At 68.2% G+C, this 22,419-nt stretch carries 21 protein-coding genes; 10 read left to right on the forward strand and 11 right to left on the reverse strand.

Going from position 1 to position 22,419, the window contains the following annotated elements:
• Positions 1-115 precede the first annotated feature (115 nt).
• A complete protein-coding gene (locus ASG27_RS14890) occupies positions 116-1,351 on the reverse strand; it encodes an MFS transporter (RefSeq protein ID WP_056412677.1) in 1,236 nt (411 codons plus the stop codon).
• A gap of 97 nt (positions 1,352-1,448) precedes the next feature.
• Here ASG27_RS14890 and ASG27_RS14895 point away from each other — a divergent pair, with 97 nt between their 5' ends.
• Positions 1,449-2,414 (forward strand): LysR family transcriptional regulator, encoded by a 966-nt coding sequence (locus ASG27_RS14895; protein ID WP_056412679.1) that lies wholly within the window; start codon positions 1,449-1,451, stop codon positions 2,412-2,414.
• 273 nt (positions 2,415-2,687) lie between these two features.
• Here the strand turns inward: ASG27_RS14895 and ASG27_RS14900 are convergent, their stop codons facing one another.
• Together ASG27_RS14900 and ASG27_RS14905 are read right to left on the reverse strand one after the other, a co-directional pair.
• On the reverse strand, positions 2,688-3,767 hold the full coding sequence (locus ASG27_RS14900; protein WP_082486102.1) for an ABC transporter substrate-binding protein: 1,080 nt from the start codon (positions 3,765-3,767) through the stop codon (positions 2,688-2,690).
• Complete coding sequence (locus tag ASG27_RS14905; RefSeq protein ID WP_056412682.1) at positions 3,767-4,873, reverse strand: LLM class flavin-dependent oxidoreductase; 1,107 nt, start codon at positions 4,871-4,873, stop codon at positions 3,767-3,769. The genes ASG27_RS14900 and ASG27_RS14905 overlap by 1 nt, the downstream gene beginning before the upstream one ends.
• Positions 4,874-5,114: 241 nt before the next feature.
• Here ASG27_RS14905 and ASG27_RS14910 point away from each other — a divergent pair, with 241 nt between their 5' ends.
• The 4 genes from ASG27_RS14910 to ASG27_RS14925 all read left to right on the forward strand — a co-directional run bounded on the left by ASG27_RS14910 (position 5,115) and on the right by ASG27_RS14925 (position 7,436).
• The gene (locus ASG27_RS14910) at positions 5,115-5,612 is read left to right on the forward strand and encodes a GrpB family protein (RefSeq protein ID WP_056412685.1); all 498 of its coding nucleotides are present in this window, start codon (positions 5,115-5,117) and stop codon (positions 5,610-5,612) included.
• Positions 5,613-5,655: 43 nt separating this feature from the next.
• A complete protein-coding gene (locus ASG27_RS14915) occupies positions 5,656-6,084 on the forward strand; it encodes a DUF1801 domain-containing protein (RefSeq protein ID WP_056412688.1) in 429 nt (142 codons plus the stop codon).
• A gap of 256 nt (positions 6,085-6,340) precedes the next feature.
• Positions 6,341-6,649: a hypothetical protein gene (locus ASG27_RS14920; protein ID WP_056412690.1), complete on the forward strand. Its 309-nt coding sequence runs from the start codon at positions 6,341-6,343 to the stop codon at positions 6,647-6,649.
• 451 nt (positions 6,650-7,100) lie between these two features.
• The gene (locus ASG27_RS14925; RefSeq protein ID WP_056412769.1) at positions 7,101-7,436 is read left to right on the forward strand and encodes a hypothetical protein; all 336 of its coding nucleotides are present in this window, start codon (positions 7,101-7,103) and stop codon (positions 7,434-7,436) included.
• Positions 7,437-7,682: 246 nt separating this feature from the next.
• Here ASG27_RS14925 and ASG27_RS14930 read toward each other — a convergent pair whose 3' ends face one another.
• Together ASG27_RS14930 and ASG27_RS14935 are read right to left on the reverse strand one after the other, a co-directional pair.
• Positions 7,683-9,041 carry a hypothetical protein gene (locus tag ASG27_RS14930; protein ID WP_156370896.1) on the reverse strand — a complete coding sequence of 453 codons (1,359 nt, stop codon included), beginning with the start codon at positions 9,039-9,041 and terminating at the stop codon, positions 7,683-7,685.
• A gap of 111 nt (positions 9,042-9,152) precedes the next feature.
• On the reverse strand, positions 9,153-9,647 hold the full coding sequence (locus ASG27_RS14935) for a type III secretion system chaperone (protein ID WP_082486101.1): 495 nt from the start codon (positions 9,645-9,647) through the stop codon (positions 9,153-9,155).
• 354 nt (positions 9,648-10,001) lie between these two features.
• On the opposite strand from ASG27_RS14935, the gene ASG27_RS14940 reads away from it, so the two are divergent.
• Positions 10,002-10,469: a low molecular weight protein-tyrosine-phosphatase gene (locus tag ASG27_RS14940; RefSeq protein WP_442854073.1), complete on the forward strand. Its 468-nt coding sequence runs from the start codon at positions 10,002-10,004 to the stop codon at positions 10,467-10,469.
• Between the two features lie 57 nt (positions 10,470-10,526).
• A complete protein-coding gene (locus tag ASG27_RS14945; protein ID WP_056412699.1) occupies positions 10,527-11,030 on the forward strand; it encodes a DUF5063 domain-containing protein in 504 nt (167 codons plus the stop codon).
• Positions 11,031-11,033: 3 nt separating this feature from the next.
• Here the strand turns inward: ASG27_RS14945 and ASG27_RS14950 are convergent, their stop codons facing one another.
• Entirely contained in the window at positions 11,034-12,830 is a 1,797-nt protein-coding gene (locus tag ASG27_RS14950) for a DUF3592 domain-containing protein (protein ID WP_056412702.1), read from the reverse strand.
• A gap of 226 nt (positions 12,831-13,056) precedes the next feature.
• Between ASG27_RS14950 and ASG27_RS14955 the strand changes: the two genes are divergently transcribed.
• Complete coding sequence (locus tag ASG27_RS14955) at positions 13,057-14,409, forward strand: chloride channel protein (protein ID WP_056412705.1); 1,353 nt, start codon at positions 13,057-13,059, stop codon at positions 14,407-14,409.
• 96 nt (positions 14,410-14,505) lie between these two features.
• Here ASG27_RS14955 and ASG27_RS14960 read toward each other — a convergent pair whose 3' ends face one another.
• The 4 genes from ASG27_RS14960 to ASG27_RS14975 all read right to left on the reverse strand — a co-directional run bounded on the left by ASG27_RS14960 (position 14,506) and on the right by ASG27_RS14975 (position 18,900).
• Positions 14,506-15,696, reverse strand: a complete 1,191-nt coding sequence (locus ASG27_RS14960; RefSeq protein WP_056412708.1) for a c-type cytochrome — start codon at positions 15,694-15,696, stop codon at positions 14,506-14,508.
• A gap of 23 nt (positions 15,697-15,719) precedes the next feature.
• Entirely contained in the window at positions 15,720-16,568 is an 849-nt protein-coding gene (locus tag ASG27_RS14965; protein ID WP_442854071.1) for an ABC transporter ATP-binding protein, read from the reverse strand.
• Positions 16,562-17,671: an ABC transporter permease subunit gene (locus ASG27_RS14970; protein WP_082486099.1), complete on the reverse strand. Its 1,110-nt coding sequence runs from the start codon at positions 17,669-17,671 to the stop codon at positions 16,562-16,564. The genes ASG27_RS14965 and ASG27_RS14970 overlap by 7 nt, the downstream gene beginning before the upstream one ends.
• A 200-nt stretch (positions 17,672-17,871) precedes the next feature.
• Positions 17,872-18,900: an ABC transporter substrate-binding protein gene (locus ASG27_RS14975; RefSeq protein WP_056412710.1), complete on the reverse strand. Its 1,029-nt coding sequence runs from the start codon at positions 18,898-18,900 to the stop codon at positions 17,872-17,874.
• A gap of 105 nt (positions 18,901-19,005) precedes the next feature.
• Here ASG27_RS14975 and ASG27_RS14980 point away from each other — a divergent pair, with 105 nt between their 5' ends.
• Entirely contained in the window at positions 19,006-19,716 is a 711-nt protein-coding gene (locus tag ASG27_RS14980) for a cysteine dioxygenase (RefSeq protein ID WP_082493119.1), read from the forward strand.
• A 37-nt stretch (positions 19,717-19,753) separates the two neighbouring features.
• Positions 19,754-21,358 (forward strand): rhodanese homology domain-containing protein, encoded by a 1,605-nt coding sequence (locus tag ASG27_RS14985; protein WP_056412714.1) that lies wholly within the window; start codon positions 19,754-19,756, stop codon positions 21,356-21,358.
• Positions 21,359-21,471: 113 nt separating this feature from the next.
• On the opposite strand, the gene ASG27_RS14990 is transcribed toward ASG27_RS14985, so the two are convergent.
• The gene (locus tag ASG27_RS14990) at positions 21,472-22,401 is read right to left on the reverse strand and encodes an aldose 1-epimerase (protein WP_056412717.1); all 930 of its coding nucleotides are present in this window, start codon (positions 22,399-22,401) and stop codon (positions 21,472-21,474) included.
• Positions 22,402-22,419 lie beyond the last annotated feature (18 nt).

The following is a 22,419-nucleotide window of genomic DNA, read 5'->3' on the forward strand; positions in this document are numbered from 1 at the left end:
CCGACCGCTTGGCCAGCGTGGCGCAGTCCAGAAGAAAGAGCGGCTCCATGGCCGCTCTTTTTGATAGCTACTAGCGCTTATCCAGCAAGCGGTAAAGGCAATTTTTATCCAAAAATCAGCGCGCACGCCCTGCCATCCGCACCGCCAGTGCAGCCAGCGACCCCACGGTAGCCAACGCCACGACGCCCAGCCAGCCCCACTGCGCCAGCGCCAGGCTGCCCAGCGCGGCACCGGCCGACATGCCGATGAACATGCCGGTGAACAGCAGCGCATTGAGCCGGCTGCGCGCGGCGGGGTCGATGCCGTACACGATGGTCTGGTGCGCCACCAGCGTGGCCTGCACGCCGAAGTCAAAGCCGATGGCACTCACCACGATCAACGCCAGCTGCGCCTGGGCGGGCAGCAAGGGTGCCAGCGCCATCGCGGCAAATGATGCTGCCGCCAACCCGGCGCCATAGCGGGTCACGACCTCGGGCCCGCGCTTGTCGGCCAGCCGCCCGGCCAGCGGGGCAGCCAGGGCACCCGCCGCCCCCGCCAGTCCAAACGCCCCGGCTGCGGCCGTACCCAGGTGGAACTGGCTGTGCAACATGACGGCCAGCGTGGACCAGAACGCGCTGAAGCCCACGGCCAGCAGCCCCTGCGCCCAGGCCGCCCGGCGCAGCGCACCGTGCTGGCGCCACAAGGCCACCATCGAGCCGATCAGCGCGCCATAGCCCAGCTGCGTGGTGGGCGCAAAGCGCGGCAGCCCGCGCCACACCGCCACCGTCAGCAGCGCAATCGCCACAGCCGCCGCCACATACACCGTGCGCCAGCCCCACTGCTGCGCCACAAAGCCGCTGACCACGCGCGACAGCAAAATGCCCAGCAGAAGCCCCGTCATCACCGTGCCCACCATGCGCCCGCGCTGCGCGGCCGGGGCCAGCGTGGCGGCAGCGGGCACCACGTCCTGCGCCACCGTGGCCGCCAGGCCCACGGCCAGGCTGGCCGCCAGCAGCGCGCCCATGCCGGGCGCCAGGCCGCTGAGCAACAGTGCCAGCATCAGCGCCACCGACTTGATGACGATGATGCGGCGCCGGTCGTACCGGTCGCCCAGCGGGGCCAGCAGCAAGATGCCCAGCGCGTAGCCCAGCTGCGTGAGCGTGGGCACCAGGCCCACCACGCGGCTGTCGGCCTGCATGTCGGGCCCCAGCACGCCCAGCATGGGCTGGCTGTAGTACAGCGACGCCACGCTCAGCCCCGCCGTGGTGGCCAGCAGCAGCAACAGCGGCGCGCTCACCGTTGCCTCGGCCGGCGGCTGCCCCGGCGCGGTGCCGATGGCAGGGCTTGCATGCACGTTTTGAATGGAAGACATCTCGACACCTGTTCGACTAAAGGAATGGTGCGATTGTTCTTGGGTTGCAACGCACTGGGTAGTGGGTTGGGCTGCAGATTTGTTATACGCTTGGCGTATGACCATCGCCCTGCCACCAGGCGCCGACCGCATCGAGCTGATGCAGACCTTCATCCGCATCGTCGAAACCGGCAGCCTGTCTGCCGCCGCCCAGCAGTTGGGCACCAGCCAGCCCACCGTGAGCCGTCGCCTTCAGGCGCTGGAGCGCAGCCTGGGCATCAAGCTGCTGCAGCGGTCCACCCATGTGATGAAGCTCACCAAGGATGGCGAGCGCTGCTTTGACCACGCCAAGGCCCTGCTGGAAGACTGGCGCGCCATGGAGGACGACGTGCGCGGCACGGCCGACACCCCGCGCGGCACCCTGCGCGTGCTGGCGCCGCACGCCTTCGGGCAAGACCAGTTCATTGCTCCGCTGATGGCCTACCTGCGCCGCTACCCCGAGGTGGATGTGGAATGGATGCTGCACGACCGGCGCCCGAACTTCATCGCCGAAGGCATCGACTGCGCGATCCAGGTCGGCGCGGTGGACGACCCCTCCGTCGTGGCCGTGCGCCTGGCCGAGGTACCGCGCATCGTGCTGGCGTCCCCCGCCCTCATGGCCGGGCGCGCCACGCCAGAGCACGCGCAGGACCTGCAGCCGCTGCCCTGGCTGGCGCTGAGCACCTTCTACCGGCGCGACGTGACGCTGACCCACGAGCCCAGCGGCGAGGCCCACACCTTCGGCATCACGCCGCGCCTGGCCACCGACAGCCTGTACGCCCTGCGCAGCGCAGCACTGGCCGGGCTGGGGGCGTGCATTTCATCGGCATGGATCGTGGACGGCGATGTGCGCCGCGGAGACCTGCTGCACCTGGTGCCTACCTGGCACGCGTCACCGTTGCCGGTGTACCTGGTGTACCCGTATGCGCGGTTTTATCCGGCGCGGTTGCGGCTGTTTCTGGAGGCGATGCGCGGGGCGATGCCGGGGCTCGTGGGGATGCGGGCGGTGGGGGTTGGAGTGCAAGACCCTCATCGGCCACGATGAGGCGTCCAGGCAGGTGTCGGCAGGCGCTGGTGTGTCCGGCAGGCGCTCAGGGTTCGCTGGCTTCGTTTTTTTTCTTCTTCTTGTCTTGGTCGTAATGCCACTTGATGGCGAAAAACATGCCCGTGCCGAACACGAGAACCTTGAACACGATGAAGACTACAGGGACCCAATCCATCTTTGATCACTTCCTGGCGGTTAACTCACACTATGGGTCGTGATCGTAGCAAGCCAGGCAGCCATTGGGTTGGGACATTTTGTCTCACCGAGACTCGCTCACGCAGCGCCTTTCCACACCCCCACATCCGTGATCCCCGCCACATCCACCCGCACCGGCAAGATTCCATCCCGCGCCGACCGGTCCGCCACCGTCTGCAGCGCAGTCACATCCGCCTGCGTCACCGGCCGCGCCGCGATGGCTGCACGCCCCGTGATGATGCGCGAGGCCTCGATGGGCAAACGCGTGAGCTGTGTGTAGACCTGCGCATACGCCTCGCGGTTGGCCAGGGCCCAGTCGCCGGCGCGGGCCAGGCGGTCCAGGTACTGCACGATGGCTGCGCGCTTGGCGGGGTCGGCCAGCGCGGCATCGGTGGCGGTGATGAAGCCCAGGGCAGTGTTGATGCCGCGCCCGTCGCGCAGGATGCGGCCGCCCTGCTGCAAGGCGATGGTGTAGTAGGGGTCGAAGATGGCCCAGGCGTCGATCTGTTTGGATGCAAAGGCGGCGGCCGCGTCGGTGGGCAGCACGAACTTGACCGTCACCTCCTCGCGCTTGACGCCCGCCTCTTCCAGCGCACCGTACAGCTGGTACTGCGAGATGCTGCCACGGGCGGACGAGACGATCACCGTCTTGCCCCGCAGGTCGGCCACGCTGCGCAGGGGCGAGTTGCCCTGCACCACGATGCCCAGCGAGTCGGGCTGGCCGACGCGGGTGGCCACGATCTTGAGCGGGGTCTTGCCCACAGCGGCGGCCAGCACAGGCAGGTCGCCTGCCATGGCGGTGTCGACCGCGCCGCTGCGGTGCGCTTCGAACAGCGGCGCGGCGCCCTGGAAGTTGGCCCAGCGCCAGGCAAAGGGCGCGCCGTCCAGCGTCTTGGCGGCTTCGAACAGGGCACGCAAACCGCCCGCCTGGTCGCCCAGCACCAGCGATGCGGCCGGTGCCGGAGCCGGTGCCTGCGCCTGTGCATGCGCGGCCGAGCCCAGGCCCAGGATGCCGGTGGCGCCCACCGACAGCGCTGCCGCCTGCTGCAGCCATTGGCGGCGCGATGTGCCCGGGAGGCAGGGGTGGCCGGCGCTGCCTGCGTCGTCACTGCCGATGCCGTGAAGGTTGCCCTCTGCGTGGTCGATGCGGCCGCTCATCACGCCGCCTTGCGCAGGGTGTGCGCCGCGTGCTCGCCGTCGCGTTCGGCGACTTTGGCGCGCACCAGGGGCAGCAGCTCGCGGCCGTAGTCGATGGCATCCACCAGCGGGTCGAAGCCCCGGATCAGGAAGGTGGTGATGCCCAGGTCGTAGTACTTGAGCAGCGCGTCGGCCACCTGCTCGGGCGTGCCGACCAGGGACGTGGAGTTGGACCGCCCGCCGATCTCGCGCGCCACCGCCGTCCACAGGCGTTCGTCCACGCGGTCGCCGTTGGCAGCATCGGCCAGCAGGCGCTGCGCGCCCTCGCTCTGCTGCGGGCCGACACCGCGTGCGTAGCCCTGCTGCACGCGCAGGCGGCGGGTGTCGTCCAGAATGCGGTCGGCCTTGGCCCAGGCCTCTTCTTCGGTCTTGCCCAGGATGGGGCGGAACGAGATGCTGAAGTCCACGTGCCGGCCATTGAGCGTGGCCTCCGCACGCACGCGGCGCACCAGGTCGCCGGCCTGGGCCAGCGATTCGCCCCATAGCGCGTACACGTCGGCGTGCTTGCCCGCCACCTGCAATGCGGGTGCCGATGCGCCGCCAAAGTAGATGGGCACGCGCTGGCCCTGCAGGGGCTTCACTTCGGACACGGCGCCCTTGGCGCGGTAGTAGGTGCCTTTGTGGTCGAAGGGCTTGTCTTCGGCCCACACGCGGCGCAGGATGGTGAGGTACTCGTCGGTGCGCGCATAGCGCTCGTCATGGCTCAGGAAGTCGCCGTCGCGCTGCTGGTCTTCGTCCGAGCCGCCGCTGATGTAGTGCACCGCCAGGCGGCCGCCGGTGTAGTGGTCCAGCGTGGCCAACTGGCGCGCGGCCAGCGTGGGCGCCACAAAGCCGGGGCGGTGGGCCAGCAGCAGGCCGATCTTCTCTGTGACCGACGCCGCATAGGTGGCCGTGAGCAGCGTGTCGGGGCTGGACGAGCTGGCAGGCACCAGGATGCGGTCAAAGCCCGCATGCTCGTGCGCCTGGGCGAACGCACGCACGTAGGCCGGGTCGATCGCCGGGCCCTTGCGCGGGATGGTTTCAGAGACTTCGTGCGGCTGGATCATGCCGATGAACTGGACGGGCATAGCGGGCTCCTGGGCGTTGGATGGGAAACGGTTTGGGTGTGGGTTGCAGCCCATGATCTGCGCGGGGGAGCAGTGCACCAACGAAGAAAAACGCGTTTGCAAAGTCGCAGGCTGCATACAGGGCGTCTGTTGCGGTACGACGGGAGCGACGGGCGGTTAGAGTGGCGGACAGGTTGCCCGGTGGCCTCAGACCGTCCGTGATCAGTCGCGGCCCTGATGGCTTGCATCGCACCCGCTTTCCATGAAGTTGCTAGAACCCGCGCAGTACCAGACCAAGGCCGCAGCCGTGTTTGCGGATGTGGCCGCCCAAGTGGCGGCCATCCTTCCGCTCGCCCGCATCGAACACATCGGTGCGTCGTCGATTGCAGGCGCCATCTCCAAGGGCGACCTGGACATCTGCGTGCTGGTAGCACTGCAGGACCACGCACGCAGCGTCACCACGTTGGAAGCTGCAGGTTATGTCGTCAAGACAGACACGCTGCGCACGCCCGCGCTGTGCATGTTGCTGGCGCCCAGCGCGCCCATGGACGTTGCTCTGCAGGTGGTGGCCGTCGGGTCGGAGTTCGAATTCTTCCTGCACTTTCGCGATGCCTTGCGCGCCAACCCTGACCTGGTGGCGCAGTACAACCAGCTCAAACAACGTTTTGCAACCGAGGGCATGGATCGCTATCGCGAGGAAAAGTCGCGGTTCATCGCTGGAGTCCTCCAGGGCGCGGGCACGACCGCCACGCCGAGCTGATCCGCCGCCGTCGCACGATCACTGCGCCACAGGAGACACGCACATGCCGTCCAGACCCACCACAACCACCCAGCCCGCATCGACCCTCATCGACCAGCGCATCGCCGACCTCGCCGACTGGCGCGGCCCGGTGCTGGCCCGCATGCGCGCGCTCATCCACGAAGCGGCGCCCGATGTGGTGGAAGAGTGGAAGTGGATGGGCACGCCCGTGTGGTCATTGGGCGGCATCCTGTGCACTGGCGAGAGCTACAAGGCGGCCGTCAAGCTCACCTTCCTCAAAGGCGCGTCGCTGCCCGACCCGGCGCAGCTGTTCAACGCCAGCCTGGATGGCAATGCGCGGCGTGCCATCGACATCCACGAGGGCGACACCGTGGACGCTGACGCTTTCAAGGCGCTCATCCGCGCTGCGGTGGCACTCAACGCCGCCAAGCCCGCAGGCAGGAAATCTTCTGCCGGCGCAAAGGCAAAGTGAAGGCGCGTGTACAGCGCCTGGGGAAAGCCGATGAGCTGACAGCCCGTCGCAGCCTGCAACGCCCCGCGCAGTAAATGCTACGTTTTCGATAGCGCCTTGCGCTTTCTGGACAAGCGGTAGCTGGCAATTTCTTCTGTTTTTTTGGTGCTTGCCCTGCGTTGTTGTTGCGAGAAAACGGGTCTGTCAGGGTTGATCCCATAGCCGTGCCTGCCCAAATAACTGTACATTTATACAGTCATTCAACCAGGAGAACGCCATGGACACCATTGAAGCCTGCTACACGGTCACTCTGCGCGACTACCCCGAAGAGTTGCCAGCCCAGCAGCGCGCCAACGCCGAGCGGCGCTATGCCAAAGAGCTGGAAAAGCAGTTCGGCGGCCCCGAGCAAGTAGCTGCAGCCCTCGACACCATGTCGAGCCTGGAAGAGTCCCCCCCAGAGATCGTCTCGCCCGGCGACCTCACCCTGCTCAAGCAATGGGGCCGCGCCAGCGTCGCCGCCAAGCAGGCGGGTTTTCGGGACCTGGGCGAAGCTGATGGTGCGTACTTTGAAGTGCGCGTGGCTTGACCTGCGCCGACAGCGACGACCGCAGTGGCAACGCTGATGGGCCCGGCAGTTGCAGTCGCATCCTTAACTTGCGTCACCTTCAGCCGCGTCTTTAATTCGGTCGCGCGGACGGGCACTTTTTAGGCTGCGATGCAGGGGCCGCACAGCCCCACAGAATCGACCCCGTTGGTGCCTGCGTCGATTCGTGTCCAGCCTTGTTTCGACTCCCGCTGCAGCCCTGTTCCAGCCTTGTTCTTGACCGCGGTCAAGACCTAGCGGCGCTACAGGCTTTTGTCCGACAGGCCAGCGAATGGATGGATGGCGAATCAGGTGTGCAGGCGGCTCAAGAATTTGTTCAGCGGGCCCTGACCCGCCTGTTCAAAGACATGACAAGGAGCACCTCATGAACCCCATCCTCCACCCTGCCGCCGACACTACGGCACATCCTGCGGCCTCCAGCACCGACACGCACATGGCGGTCGACGCAGACCTGGCAGCCCAGGCCGTCCCTGGCCACGGTGTTCCATCACAAGACCCCGACCCCGCCGCGCAGCACGCGCTGACCGACAGCGAGTCCCGCCGCGAATCGAAATCTGCCCTGATGGGAGGCGGCGTGATGGCAGGCGCCGCTGCAGGTGCTGCCGTAGGTGTCGCCGTGGCCGGGCCGGTGGGCGTGTTCGTTGGTGGTACGGCGGGCGCGATTGCCGGTGCCCTTGGCGGCGCTGCCGTGGGGCAAGTGGTGGAACCTCAGCCACCCGTTGGGACCGACTATGAGGCAGCGCAGCCACGGTCCATCGAAAGGCCCTGAACACGGCACCGGTCCACGAGCCGGCCCCTGTAAAGCCCGCGCAACGCGGGCTTTTTTATGCGCACTGCTGAAGGCTCAAGCAGGACGAATGCGGCACATGGCAAAGAATCCTTACGCGCTGCAGGGCACTACCGGGCCGATGACATGCAACCAACGTTGGAGCTTCAATCCAACAAATCCAAGGCGCAGTTGAGCGCCGACAAGCACTGCTGGTATGCGGCCTCTGGCTGACTTGGCCCACCGTGCCTACTTCTTCGTCTGCTCATACAACGGTCCGAAGCTCAGCTTGGTCGCCGTGCTGCCCTTGCGCGCCGACACTTCCGGCGCCAGCTCCCGGGCAGCATCGTCAATGGATTTCATGATCTTGACGGCCTGCACCAGTTCATCGGCGCTTCCTGTGCGCTCCGCGGCACGGAACATGCCAAACGCCATGTTCAAGGCTTTCTGCTTCTCGCTCAGGTCGGTGTGGGCGGTGCGGCTCACGTCGTAGGCCGTGCTGTCCGCGAGCCCTTCGATCAGATGGGCAACGTCGCTTTTCATCAAGGTGAAGCAAGACTCTTTGCGGGTGGGGTCGGTTGCTGCCTGATAGGCATCAAGCGTGGGCAGAGAGGCCAGGATGCGGGTCGCCAATTCCTCCTGCAACGCTTTTTTTGCGGTGTCGTAAGTCTTTTCCACCAGCTTCGGGTCTTCGCCGGATTTCGGCTCGGGCCTCGGCCCGGCCGCCGGAAGGCCATAGGCCTGCAGTGTGGTGTCCAGGATGGGACCACTCAGGCTCCCCGTGGCCTGGCGAAGCACGGCGGTGATCCCGGCCTCGCCAGTGGCCGAACTGAGTTGCTGCAGCCGCTGATCTTCTGTGTGGTGCAGTGCCGCCGTGGAGGAGCCCGCGCGCTGGTTCTCCAACGCGTCGCCCAGAAAGAAGTTGCCTTTGCAGACGAACAAGAAATTGTTGAGCTTGCCTGCTGTGGCCAAGCCACGCTGGTGGTCGTCCTTGATGGGCGAGACGTCGCCCATGGCGTCAGCGAGCCGGTCCAGGGTGGCGTAGTTCTGTTGATCGGTCTTGGAGATTCGCAACACGGCCTGCACGGAGGACTGCATGGTTTCGTAGGCCACCACGTGGCGCAGGTCCTGCGCGTGGCCTTCGCCGTCCTTGCGGGAAATGACTCTGCCGGTCAGGGGCGTATCCCACCTGGGCCGTTCGAGCCTGCCGCAAAGCTCTTCGGTCTTGGGCTTGTCGCGCAAAGGCGTGGCCCGGGTGGCGTCCAGCGACTCGCGCAGGGCCCATTGCAGCGCTGCACTGCTGCTCATGGGGTCGGTGGATGCCTTGACCGCACTGCCGGACGAGGACATGAGCAGCGCTTTCTTGGTGCTGGCTTCGGTGGTGGGATCGCCCCCCTCGTCTCCCCGGGCACGCTTGGTGCCTTGCGCAGTAGACGCAGTAGGCGCAGCGCCGTCGTCCGCAGGCAGTGGCGGAAAGCCATCTGGCACAACGAGCGCCATGTGGAACACCGTTGTCGACGCGGTCAACCCAGGGTCGGCCAGGTCGCCGCCCAGTTGCGTGCCGGGCATGTCGTGCGGCAACGTGCCCGGCGTGAACAGGCTGGGCACGCCCTGGGGCAAACCGCCCTGCGACGGCGACAGCGGCGCGATGAAAGGCTGGCTGATGGAGGGGAAATGGCTGGACATGGTCAGCGTCTCGATGGCTGTGCGTGAATGGGATCAGGCCCGCAGGTTCATGAACTGGCTCGACAGTGCGGGCGCGGGCACCTCGGCGGCAGCGCCTGCCCTGGCAGCCGTGGCCTCCAAGCCCCACAGTCGCTGGGCGAGCGGGCCCGCGCGGGCCGCCAGATTGGCGATGACGTTGGCCAGCAACGTGCCGTCCAGGCCGTGGAGCGGAAGCCGGTAGCACAGGTACAGGCTGCCGTCGCCATTGGGGTGCGCGGCCACCGCGGCACCGTCGCCCTCGGCCAGGAACATGTTGTACTGCAGCGCGGCCATCACAACGGATTGGCGGGCCGCTGGGTCGGATGGCAGCGAGCCCAGGCCCGTACTGCAGACCACGTGGCGTGCATGCGCGGGCACGTCCACCACCACGGTGGCCTCCCCCGCGGTGAGCACGCCCCGGCCTTCGGCGGTGAGTGCGAAAGCTGCGTGGCCCACCAGCTCTCGCAGCTCGGCCTCCACGCGTTGTTGCTCCGGCGTCAAAAGGGTCATGCGGTGAGGCTCCAGGGTGGCGAATGGTTAAGGTGGCCGCAGTGGCAAGGCATACATCACGCCCCCCCAACGGAGGGCCTTGCCGCCAATATAGGCGCGCCTGCCCAAGCAGCCCAGCAAAGAATTGCAACGTGGAATCGCGCCGCGAAGCCACCTCCGCACCGATGGCCGCCTGCAGGACGCGGGCCTGTGCGCGTGCAGGCAAGTGCACGATCGCGGTGCGAGGGCCAGACCATGGAGAATCGGCCACCGCTCCCATCATCAACCACCCGGCCGAGCACCATGGACCATAAAACGATCAAGCAACCGCCCCTGGAACACACCCGGCACGACCCATCGACATCGGGCGAGCCGATGTCCGTGCTGATGGTCTGCATGGGCAACATCTGCCGCAGCCCCACGGCCCACGGCGTGCTGCAGAAAATGGTGGCCGACGCAGGCCTGGCGGACCGCATCCGCGTGGACTCTGCCGGCACGCACGGCTACCACGTGGGCGAGCCGCCCGACCAGCGCGCCCAGGCCCACGCGGCGCGCCGCGGGTACGACCTGTCAGCCCAGCGCGCGCGCAAGCTCACCCGGCGCGACTTCAGCGACTACGACCTGGTACTGGTGATGGACGACCACAACGAACACGCCGCCCGCGCGCTGTGCCCGCCCGGCAGCGAAGACCGGCTGCGCAGGCTGACGGACTTCTGCACCAGGCTTGAAGCCCACGAGGTGCCCGACCCATACTACGGCGGCGCCGACGGGTTTGAGCATGTGCTGGATGTGGTGGAGGATGGGTGCGAGGGTGTGATGCGCTGGTGGATGGACAAGCGCTGAAGAGAAGGTCTGCACAGGCAGCCAATTCGCAACCCCATCACACGCAGAGACACCTACATGCCCCACGACGTCGATGTAAGCCCATTCGCCGCGCTCGCGCGGCAGTTTGTTGCCTGGTGCCATGCGCCCCACGGCGAAAAGTCCGCGGGACTGATGGCACAGGAAGCGCTTGAACAACTGGTTGCGGTTTACGCAGCCGGACTACAGCTACAGGCTGTAGATTTTCACCCCGCACCCGACCTACCCGACAGAAGCCCCGAACAGAACAGCAGGCTCACGAAGAACCTGTCCGCCCTTCCGTTCCAGTTCTATTGGGAAGTACTTGAGCCGCTGAGTCCTGACTGCCGCCAGGAGCCGGGATGCGGCGACTTGCAGGATGATTTTCTGGACATCTGCAACGATCTGTCGGAGGGGCTATGGCTGTTCGACCATGGTCACGCGACGGCGGCGGCTTTCCATTGGCACCAAATGTTTTTCCACTGGGGCCAACATGCTGCGAATGCGATGCGCGTGCTGCAGTGCTTCCGACTCACGCACCAAGCCGTGTCATCGCCGTCCTGAGGATCAGCCAGCCGCCGCAAACCCGCTGACCCGGGCCACCTCGCGCAGGGCCTGCCGCGCGGCCGGCTGGCCGCTGATGCTGTCGGCCAGCACCACGCTGGCGCCGCCGTGCAGTTGGGCGTACAAGGTGTAGATCTCTTCGCGCGGACCGTTGCCCAGGCTCTGGGTGTAAGCCAGGCGGATGGCCAATTGCTGCACCTGGTCCGCAGGCACCTGCTGGAACGACGTGCGCAGGCCCAGCAGCCTACGCTCCGTGCGAATGCCCTGCTGCGCGTTCAGATAGCTGCTGCGCCGGTTGCCCACCGCGAAGAGCGCCCACGCCACCGCCATACCGGTCGCCAGAAAAGCCGCCAACCGCAGGGCGGGCGGCGCTGTCGCGGACACGGCCAGCAGCAACGGCACGCCGACAAGGCACACCGTGAGGATGAGGATGCGCTGCGCGCGCCACATGCGGCCTGCAGGCTGCTCCAGCTGCGCACCGCCCCCCGCGACGGCCTGCATGGAGCAGACGGCACCGAAAGGATCGGCGCCGGGCATCCGCCCTTCATCGTCCGCCAGCGCATGCGTGCCTTGACTCTGGCCGGCGGGTGCAGGGCCTCGGTCGGCCGCATCGTCCGCATCGACCATCGGCAGCAGAAACAGCGCACGGTATCCCTGGGCCTCGTGCTCGTCGTGGATTTCAAGCCGCCACAGGATGCCCGGCTCGGTCGATGCAGGCAGGCCGTGCGGCACCTGCAGGCGCCATTGCAGGCGCAGCATGCCACTGCCCTCGTCGCTCACCCGGGCCCGCGCGCTGGCGCTCCACTCGACCTGCTCGGTGGTGTGCACTTCGTCGTTGATGCGCGTGGTGCGGTTGCGCAGGCATTGCAGCCGCGCCGCATAGCGCAGGCTGGGCCGGTAAGCGGCCCGGATATCGACATGGGCCGTGAATGGCTCGCCCGGGCGGGCCGGCAGCGGGCTGAGGACCAACTGCGCATCGCCAAAGCGCTGGCGCATGCGGGCGCGCTTGTACAGCGCCCGCAGCAGGCCCGCGGTGACCAGCGGAAACATCAGCACGACCCAGGCGGCAGGTTCGCCTTGCCAGGCCCGGGGCAGCACCCGCAGGCACATCCACACGCTCAGCGGCAGCGCGATGGCCGCAAAACCCGCCAGCAGCATCGTCTCCAGCTTCTGGTGGGCGGAGATGGGCCCACCCGGGCGGTCTTCTACCGGCGCAAGGCCTTGTATGGCGCCGCCGGCCACCGTCGTGGCGTAAGTGCTGGCGTTGGCGCCCCTGCGGTAGTTGCGCAGCGCCCAGGCCATCAGCGCGCCGCCCACGCCACCGAAGGCGGCGACAAAAATCATCCAGAAACCAAGCAGGTTCCAGCGAATGGTGCGGTCCAGCACCGATTGGGCCGGCTGCGCCAGGTTCACGTATGCGGTGACGGGCTCGCCCGCCTGCAGAGCCTGCTGCAACCGCACGCCCAGGCCGTAGTGGAAGTGGCCGATATCGTCGGCGCCACCGTTGATGGCGGGCCGCGATCCGGTACGGCGCACACCACCCACTTCGTAGACGTACTCGGCGCGCACGCTGTAGGTGGTCTTGCGCCGGGCGCTGCCATGGGTTTCGATGGCCGCGTCCACCAGCCTTGCGGGCACCGGCTGCCAGGACCGCATGCGCCAGCCGTCATACAGCGTGGGCACGATGGCCACGAACACAAACACCAGCGCCACGGCGGCCAGCGACAGCCCGAACAGTGCCAGCACCAGCCAGGCACGGGGCGATGCATTCTCGCGGTTCGAGGTGATCGTCTGCGGCATGGCGGTGTACCCGGTGCGTGGATGGGGTGGTGTGGACAAGCGCAGTGTAGAAAATACCCATCCGTACCGGCGGGCATTTCCACACGGCCCGCCGGGGGTCATGTGGCACGGTTACCACGCAGCGCACGCAGGTTGGCGCATGCATACTGCCTTCGGACCCTGCCCTGCCGACCCTGCCCGCTTTGCCCGCCTTGCGCGGCATGGCAATTGCATGCTTTGAAAGCCGATGAACCAAGAGCCCAACTTTCTTGCGAATGTCCGTGAAGAACTGAAGAACGGCCGGCGCTGGCTGGACCGCACCATCGTGCTGGCCTGTGCGTGCGCGGCCGGGCTCTGCGTGGTGGCCTTCACGCTGATGGCCGATGCCGCGTTCGAGCTGTTCATGCACATCTACCACTGGCGCGGCGGCTGGGCTGTGCTGGTGTGGATGCCGGCCGTCACCGTCGCGGTCGTGTGGGCCACGCGGCGCTGGGCGCCGGGTGCGGCGGGCTCGGGCATCCCGCAGGTGATGACGGCCCTGGAGCCTGCGCTCGACGCGAACCAGCGCGGGCGCTTTGTCTCGCTGTGGCTGTCGTTCGCCAAGATCGTGCTGGCCAGCGCCGGTTTTCTGGCGGGCCTGTCCATCGGGCGCGAGGGGCCGTCGGTGCAGGTGGCAGCGGGCGTGATGCACCATGCGCGGCGGTGGTTCGACCCGCGCTCGGGCATCACGGCCCATGCGCTGCTGGTGGCGGGCGGGGCCGCCGGCATTGCGGCGGCGTTCAATGCGCCGCTGGCGGGCGTGGTGTTCGCCATCGAGGAGCTGTCGCGCAAGATGGAATCGCGCAGCAGCGGCGTGATCATCACGGCCATCGTGCTGGCGGGGCTGATGGGCGTCTCGGTGTTCGGCAACCTGAGCTACTTCGGCCGCATCCAGGTCCCGCGCCTGGATTGGGACGCGCTGGTGCCCGGCCTGGCCGTCGCCCTGGCCTGCGGCGTGCTGGGCGGTCTGTTCGCCAAGCTGCTGGCGGCCTCGCTCACCGGCCGCACCGAGCGCATGTCCCGGCTGCGGGCGCGCTTTCCGCTGCGTTTTGCCGCGTGCGGCGCCCTGGTGGTGGCCGTCATCGGCCTGGTCACCGGGGGCGCCACCTTCGGCGCCGGGTCCGAGGCGGTCAAGCACATGCTGGCCGGACAGGCCGACGTACCGGCTCTCTACGTCACCCTCAAGTTCATCGCCACGTGGCTGTCGGCCTGGCTGGGCGTGCCGGGCGGCATCTTCGCGCCGTCACTGTCCATCGGCGCGGGCGTGGGGCACAACGTGTCGGTGCTGCTGGGCTCGGACATCGGCCCTGCCCTCATCGCGATGGGCATGGCAGCCTTCCTCGCGGCAGTCACGCAGGCCCCGCTCACGGCGTTCATCATCGTCATGGAGATGGTGGACGGCCACGCCATGGTGCTCAGCCTCATGGCTGCGGCGATGCTGGCCAGCCTGGTCTCGCGCATGCTGGCGCGGCCTTTGTACGAAACGCTGGCGATGGCAATGCTTCACAACCTGGCACCACCTCCGCCTGCAGTGGACCCGGCACCGCCTGCGCCTCGGTAACCTGGCCGCAGGACGCGCATCCAGAAGTCAGCCCGCAGCCCAGAGGCGCAGGCCGCGCCGACGCAGCAGCAGCACCAGCCGCTGCGCCACCACAGGTCAATGCGGAAAACCGCCCCGCAGCAGCCGCACCGGCTCTGCATCCATGCGGCGAATGAGTGCCTGCAGTCCATCCGCCGCTGGCGCCGCAGCGCTGCCGCCACGGCTTGCCGGCGAACCGTCACCAGGCGCTGCCGCCGCGCTGGAGCGGCAGACCAGGTCGTCTTCCGACCACGCCGCCTGGCCGGGCGCACCCCGGGCGCGCAGCCAGCCTGCGCGGTCGACGATGAGCTGGTAGCCCGGCAGTTCTGCGGTCGGCACGCCCAGCACCAGGGCCAGTGCCTGCTGGGCGGCAGCCACCGCATCTGTGCCGCCCTGCGGCTGGCATTCGGCATCGCCCCCCGCGGGCAGACCCGCGACCAGCGTGACCAGGCGCGGGTCATCGGCCACGGCCGGCGCACCCTGCGATGCGGCCACCACGCGCACGCGCTGGCCTGACAGGTCACGGCTGTGGCGCACCCGCCCCTGGCGGCATGCCACGGCCATGGCGGGCAGGCGCACAGGGCGGTCCCAGGTGCCAGACTCTCGCAGCATCTGTCCGGCCGCATGGGCCTGCAGGTAGTCCAGCACCTCCCAGATCTGATCGTCGCGCAGCGCATCGCCCACGCCGGGCATGGTCACCACACCGGCGCGGTTGTGCATGCCTTCGCGCACACGCCAGAAGAGTTCTCCGTCCAGCCGCTTCCACAGCAGCGCGCCGTTCAGGTTGGGCGGCCACTGCGCCAGTCGTGCGGCGTCCGGGCCTTCGCCGCGCCCATCGGTGCCGTGGCAGCGCACGCAGTGCTGCTGGTACACCGCCTGCCCGCGCACGATGCCGGTGGCTTCAAAGCCGGTGGGTGACTGGTGCAGGCTGGTGGGCACGGCAGGCGCCAGCAGCAGGTGTGCCTGCGGCCACGGGGCCAGCACCAAGAGCGCGATGGCAGCGGCCCACAGCGGCATGCGGGCTCGCCGCCAGGGCAGCGACAGCCCCAGGGCCAACACCGCGGTGCCCGCGCACAGCAGCGACAGCAGCACGCGCCGGGCATGGCCGGCGTCCACCACCAGCATCTCCGCGGCGATGCGGTGGGCGAGCGGCCAGGCCGGCTGGCCATGGACATCGGGCGCCAGGCCCAGCAGGTGCAGCAGCGCGCGCAGGCCCTGCTGCGCGGCATGCAGGCCTTCGAGCAGGCCGTTCAACAGATCGGGAGACAATGGAGAAAACCGGCGCTCCGTGGTTACCAGCTCGCGTCCAGCCCCAGCAACGCCAGCGCCTCGTGGCGCAGTGCGGCCAGGCGCGCGTCGCCGCGGTGGCGCGGGTACGGCAGGTCGTTGACCAGCACCTGCTTCACACGGGCCGGCCGGTCGGAGAAGACCACCACGCGCTGCGCCATGAAGAGCGCCTCTTCCACATCGTGCGTGACCAGCAGGGCCGAGAACCCCGTGCGCTGCCACAGCTGCACCAGCTCGGTCTGCATCGTCAGCCGCGTGAGCGAGTCGAGCTTGCCCAGGGGTTCATCCAGCACCAGCAGGCTGGGGTCGTTGACCAGCGCACGCGCCAGCGCCACGCGCTGCGCCATGCCGCCCGACAGCTGGTGCGGAAAAGCCTTGGCAAAGTCCTGCAGGCCGACCAGGGCCAGCGCCTCGTCCACCCGGTGGCGCTGCGCCTTGAGGATGCCCCGCGCCTGCAGGCCCAGGGCCACGTTGTCCCACACCGTGCGCCACGGGAAGAGCGTGGGGTCCTGGAACACCACGATGCGCGACGGGTCGGGCTCGGTGATGGGTGCGCCGTCCTGCAGCAGCTCGCCGGTGGTGGCGGGCTCCAGACCCGCCACCAGGCGCAGCAGCGTGCTCTTGCCGCAGCCGCTGGGGCCCAGCAGCGCGACGAATTCGCCGGGCGCAATCGACAAGTCCAGCTCGTCGATGACATGCAGCGGGCCGGCGGGCAGGTCGAACCAGTGGCTGACATTGCGCACGTCTATCCGTGCTCCTTTACTTTCGGGCACATCGATGCGTGCGCCTTGACCTGCAGGCACGTCGATGCGTGCACCCTCCGGCACGGTGGGGGTTGCCACGGAACTCACCATTTCACCACCCCCTTTTGCCACGACAGCACGCGGTCGCGCAGCACGAACAGCAGCGTGATCACGCCCGAGAACAGCAGCGCCATCACGATGAGCGCCGCATACATGTTGGGGTACGCCGCCCAGCCCTGCGCCCAGGTCAGGTACCAGCCCAGGCCCGCCTTCACGCCCAGCATCTCAGCCACCACCAGGGTGGAGAACGCGGCCCCGAGGCCCATGAACAGGCCCACGAACACCTGCGGCAGCGCTGCCGGAATGGCCACGCGCAGCACCAGGAACCAGGGCGATGCGCCCAGGGTGCGTGCCACGTCGTAGTAGTTCTTGTGCACCCCCGCCACGCCCGACCAGGTGAGGATGGCCACCGGAAAGGCCGTGCCCAGTGCGATCAGAAAGATGGCGGTAGACCAGCTGGACGGAAAGAAATAGAAGCTCACTGGCAACAGCGCAGTGGTGGGCACCGGGCCCAGGATGCGCAGCACCGGGTGGATCCAGTAGCTGGCCTGGCGCGACCAGCCGATCAGCACACCAGTGACGAAGCCCGCCACAGCGCCAATGGCGATGCCCAGCGCCAGCAGACGAACCGAGGCCACGGCGCTCTCCAGCAGCCGCGCCCAGTCGGTCACGTACACCTCGACCAGGCTTTGCGGCGGCGCAAAGAATGGCGGCGGCAGCGTGCCCAGCTTGGCGGTGAACACCTCCCACACCGCCAGACCGACGGCAATGGCCACCAGCCAAGGGCCTGCAGGCCGCAGCCGCTGGCCCACCGCACCCAGCACGCGGGGCGCCAAAGCCACCACCGCCAGCGCCAACGCAATGACTGCCGCACCGGCTGCGAACTCTTCGGTAAACGCCCATTCGCTGAAACCCGCCGGCTTGTTGGGCCAGACATAGGTCAGCACGGCCAGCGCCCCCCAGGCCATGGCGGCGGCCAGCCCTGTCCACCAGAAACGCTGGAAGGCATGGGCCGCCTTGAAGTCGGGCACGGCGGCAGGCCGGGCACTGATGGAGGCACGCGATGATGCGCCGGGCGCAGGCAGGGGTGGTGGCGATGGCTTGGGGCTGATGCCCGGTGGCGCGCCCAGGATTTGGTCGGCAACAGTGCTCATGTCAGGTCCAGTGGTGTGGGTTCATCACGGTGAATGCTTCTTCGCTGCAGCGGTGCGTAGCGGTGCGATGGGGGCGCGGCCCATGCCAGGGCAGCCGGGCAAGGGCCGCCCCGCAGCGAGGGCTGCGTTCCCCTGCCCGCAGTGCAACGCACTGCGAGAGCGGGGGGATGGCGCGCAGCGACTCAGCGGGGTGCTCCCTGCTAAGCCAGCACGTCTGCGTGCACGTGCGCCGCAAAGCGTGCCGGGTCGGTCGAGGGCTTGAGCACGTTCACCAGCTTGAAGTCGCGCGCGTAGAACTCGATCTCCTGGCGTAGCGCCGTGCCCACCGGGTGGCTGCGGTGCGTGAGCGTGCCCAGCACGGCGCGCAGGTCTTCCTGCGGCACTTTGGAATACGGACTGAAAATGCGCGCGGTCTCGTTGGGGTTGTCGGCCACGAAGTCCGACGCCTCGATGATGGCGCGCGTGAGCGCCGCTGCCGTGCCCTTGTCGTTGCGCACCATGGCGCCGCTCACGCCCAGCACGCAGCAGGTCTTGGCGGCGTACTCGCCCGACAGGTTCGAGGCCAGGTCCACCAAGCCCTTGGTGCGGCGCTGGATGAGCAGCAGGTTGGGGTCCCCGTCGGCAATGGCCTGGGCCTCGCCTTTTTCCACGGCCAGGCCCAGCATGTCGCCGGGGAACTGGCGCCAGGTCACGTCTTTGTCGGGGTGGAGGCCGGCCTTGGTCAGCAGCACGGCAAAGAAGTTCTTGCCCGGGCTGTTGAGGTCCGACACGGCAATGGTCTTGCCCTTGAGCTTTTGCAGGCTGGTCACGCCCGCCGCCTCATACCCCACCAGGCGCGAGCAGCCGCCGTGCGAGCTGCCCACCAGCTTCACATCGAAGCCCGACTCCAGCGGCTTGATCCAGCGGTGGATCATGCCCACGCCGGCATCGGCCTTGGACGTGGCGATGGTCTCCAGCAACTGGTCGGTGGAGCCCGCAAAATTGATGAGCTCGACCTTGAGGCCGTGCTTTTCAAAAATGCCGCGCTCCACCGCCACGGGCGCGGCCGACAGGCAGATCGCGTTGGCGTTCCAGGCCAGCTTCACCTCGCGCAGCTTGCCGGCCGCCAGCACCTGGCTGCCCACCACGCCGGACGCTGCCACCACGCTGGCGCCACCGGCCACGCGCAGCAACTGCCGGCGCGACCACTGCGTGCCTGCTCCCCCCAGAATAGGGCCCTTGTCGTTCATGCTCTGCACCTCGTGTAATGAATAAGACCACGGTGATCCGCACCGCACTGCCCGCATTGAAGACGGCGCGGCCCGCGAAGAGAACGAAGAAAAACGGAGATGCATATGCAAAAGATTCCACACACCCCCATGCCCGACGCTGGTGCAATAGACCCCATGAATGCCGTCGCCTCTACCGCCCTGCCGCTGCCCGCGTCCACCGCGACGCCCGCAGCACCCGACACCGCCCGCCTGCGCCACTTCGTGCAGCAACTGGCCGCCCTGGTGGACAGCGCGCCGCCCGAGCCCGAGCTGCTGGCACGCGGCGGCGCGCTGCTGGGCGCACTGGTGGCACACGACGACTGGCTGCCCGCTGCCTATGCGCAGCCCAGCCCCGAGCGCTACCAGCAGTACCTGTTGCATGCCGATGCGCTCGGCCGCTTCTCGGTGGTGAGCTTTGTGTGGGGCCCCGGCCAGGCCACGCCCATCCACGACCACACGGTGTGGGGCCTGATCGGCATGCTGCGCGGGTCCGAGGACTCGCAGGCGTTTGCCCGCACCGCCGACGGCCGCTGGGCGCCCCAGGGCTCGCCGCACCGCCTGCATCCCGGTGACGTGGATGCCGTGTCCCCCACCATCGGCGACGTGCACCGGGTGAACAACGCGTGGGAGGGCCAGACGTCCATCAGCATCCACGTGTATGGCGCCAACATCGGCGCCGTGCAGCGCAGCGTGTACCTGGAAGACGGCTCGGCCAAGCCGTTCATCTCCGGCTACAGCAACGCCACGCTGCCCAATATCTGTGACCTGTCCCGCAACCCCGCCGCTGCTGCCTGACCTTCCAGCACAGATCCAGCCTTCCAAGACTTCGCCCATGACCGCTCCCGCCCTGCCCCAGACATCCGTCCTCCAGGTCCGCGAGGCCCTGCTCGCCCGCCATGAAATCGCCTTGCTCGACGTGCGCGAGGAAGACCCCTTCGCCCAAGGCCACCCGCTGTTCGCCGCCAACCTGCCCGCCAGCAAGATCGAGCTGGAGGCGTTCGCGCGCATACCGCGCCGCGACACCTTCATCGTGGTCTACGACGATGGCGAGGGCCTGGCCGAACCTGCCGCGCGCACGCTGCAGGCGCTGGGCTACACCGAGGTGAGCCTGCTCGCGCGCGGCCTGCAGGGCTGGCGCGATGCGGGGGGCGAGCTGTTCATCGACGTGAACGTGCCCAGCAAGTCCTTCGGCGAACTGGTGGAGGCCGAGCGCCACACGCCCTCGCTGGCGGCTGAAGAAGTGCAGGCGCTCATCGACGCCCAGGCCGACGTGGTGGTGCTGGACGCGCGCCGCTACGACGAGTACCACACCATGAACATTCCCACCGGCGTGAGCGTGCCCGGCGCCGAGCTGGTGCTGCGCGCGCAGGCGCTCGCGCCCAACCCGGCCACGCAGATCATCGTGAACTGCGCGGGCCGCACGCGCAGCATCATCGGCACGCAGTCGCTGGTGAACGCGGGCATCCCCAACCCCGTGGCCGCATTGCGCAACGGCACCATCGGCTGGCTGCTGGCCGGACAAACGCTGGAGCGCGGCGCCACGCGCCGCTTCGACCCCGCCGTGCATGCCGACCGCACCCGCGCCCCCGCACAGGCCCGGAACGTGGCCGACCGCGCCCGTGTGCAGCGCGCGCAGGCCGCCGACCTGGCCCGCTTTGCGGCCGAGGCCCGGCGCACCACCTACCTGCTGGACGTGCGCACACCCGAAGAGTTTGCCGCGGGTCACCTGCCGGGCTTTCGCAACGCCCCCGGCGGCCAGCTGGTGCAGGAGACCGACCACACGGCCGCGGTGCGCGGCGCGCGGCTGGTGCTGGTGGACGACGACGGCGTGCGCGCCAACATGAGCGCATCGTGGCTGGCGCAGATGGGCTGGGAGGTGTGGGTGCTGGACGGCGCGCAGCCTGCCGACTTCACTGAAACCGGTGCCGTGGCCAACGCCGTGCCCGAGCCCGAAGGCCCCATCCGCTGGACCACGCCCGCGCAACTGGCCGCCTGGCTGAAAGACGAAAGCCCCGGCCACACCGCCGTGCTGGACCTGACCACCAGCGCCAACTACACGCTGCGCCACATCCCGGGCGCGTGGTTCGTGATCCGATCGCAACTGGCGCAGGCCTTGCAGTCCATTCCGAAGGCGCAGCGCTACGTGCTGACCTGCGGCAGCAGCCTGCTGGCCAAGTTCGCGGCGAAGGACCTGGAGCGTTTGACGGGCGGTGCCGAGGTCTTGGTGCTGGAAGGCGGCACGCTGGCCTGGATCGCCCAGGGCCTGCCGCTCGAACACGGCGAGACGCGCCTGGCCTCGCCCCGCATCGACCGCTACCGCCGGCCGTATGAAGGCACGGAGAGCCCGCGCGAAGCCATGCAGGCATATCTGGATTGGGAGTTCGGCCTGGTCGCGCAACTGGGGCGCGATGGCACCCATGGGTTTCAGGTGCTGTGAGGGTGACGGTAACGGTGACCGAGCACGTTTGCTACAAAATCAATAGCTGCCAGCGCTTTCTGGTCAAGCGGTAGCAGGCAATTTTGATCTGAACTTCGGGTTGCAGCCCCGCTTCAACCCGGCATCGATTCGTAGCGCCACTGCACCTTCAACTCCAGCGACTCCCCCTGCGCCAGCGTGCGCAGCCCCGGCTGCCCGGGCTGGTGGAACGCGTCGATGGGCTGGGTGATCGGCTCGAAGCAGAACGCCGCGCCCTGCGGCGGGCGGTAGATCAGGCAGTAGTGTTCCGACGCGCCACCGTCACGTTCGAAGTCCGGCATGCGGGCCGTCAGTTGCAAACCGCGCTCGGGCCACTCGATGCGGGCCGTGCCGCCCCAGCCGGTGTAGGCGTTGTCGATCAGGCTGCCGTTCGCAGGGATGCCCTCGCTCAGGTTCCAGCTGTCGGGAAACTGCGTGGTGTGCTGGGTCGGTATCGGGTCGCTGCCGCTGAGCCATACGGCCTCCACCGGCGCAGTGATGCGAGTGGACGGTGTGCGCGGGAACCACGGGTGCAGGCCCAGGCCATAGGGCATCGGCTGGGTGCCCAGGTGCCGCACCCGCAGGCTCTGGTCCAGGCCCCCATCCACCAGGCGGAAGGTCTGCACGCAGTCGTAGTCATACGGGTTGCCGTCGAAGCGCTCAGAGCGCAGCGCCATCTCCAGCGTGTCGCTGGCCGGCTGGCTGATGGCCCAGGGCTGCAGCCAGCCATCGCCATGGATGGGGTACGGCTCGCCAGCGCGGTTGGGCTGCATGGCATGGAACTGCCCGCCGTGCGAGAACCCGCCGCCGCTGATGCGGTTGGACCAGGGCACCATCGCGAACGACGCCAGCTTGTACAGGTCGGGCGTCTGGCCATCCCAGGGCCGCCACAGGTCAATGCGCTCGGGCGAGCCGCGCGGGTCATCGACCTGCCAGGCCGCGACGCTGCCGCCCAGGGTGGGAACCAGCCCCAGGTGCTGGTTGGCGTGGTGGAGCCAGACGATGGGGTGCGTGGCTTCGGTCATGGGCAGGCTTTCTTGAAA

Source organism: Acidovorax sp. Leaf191 (genome assembly GCF_001424425.1).
Classification (GTDB): domain Bacteria; phylum Pseudomonadota; class Gammaproteobacteria; order Burkholderiales; family Burkholderiaceae_C; genus Acidovorax.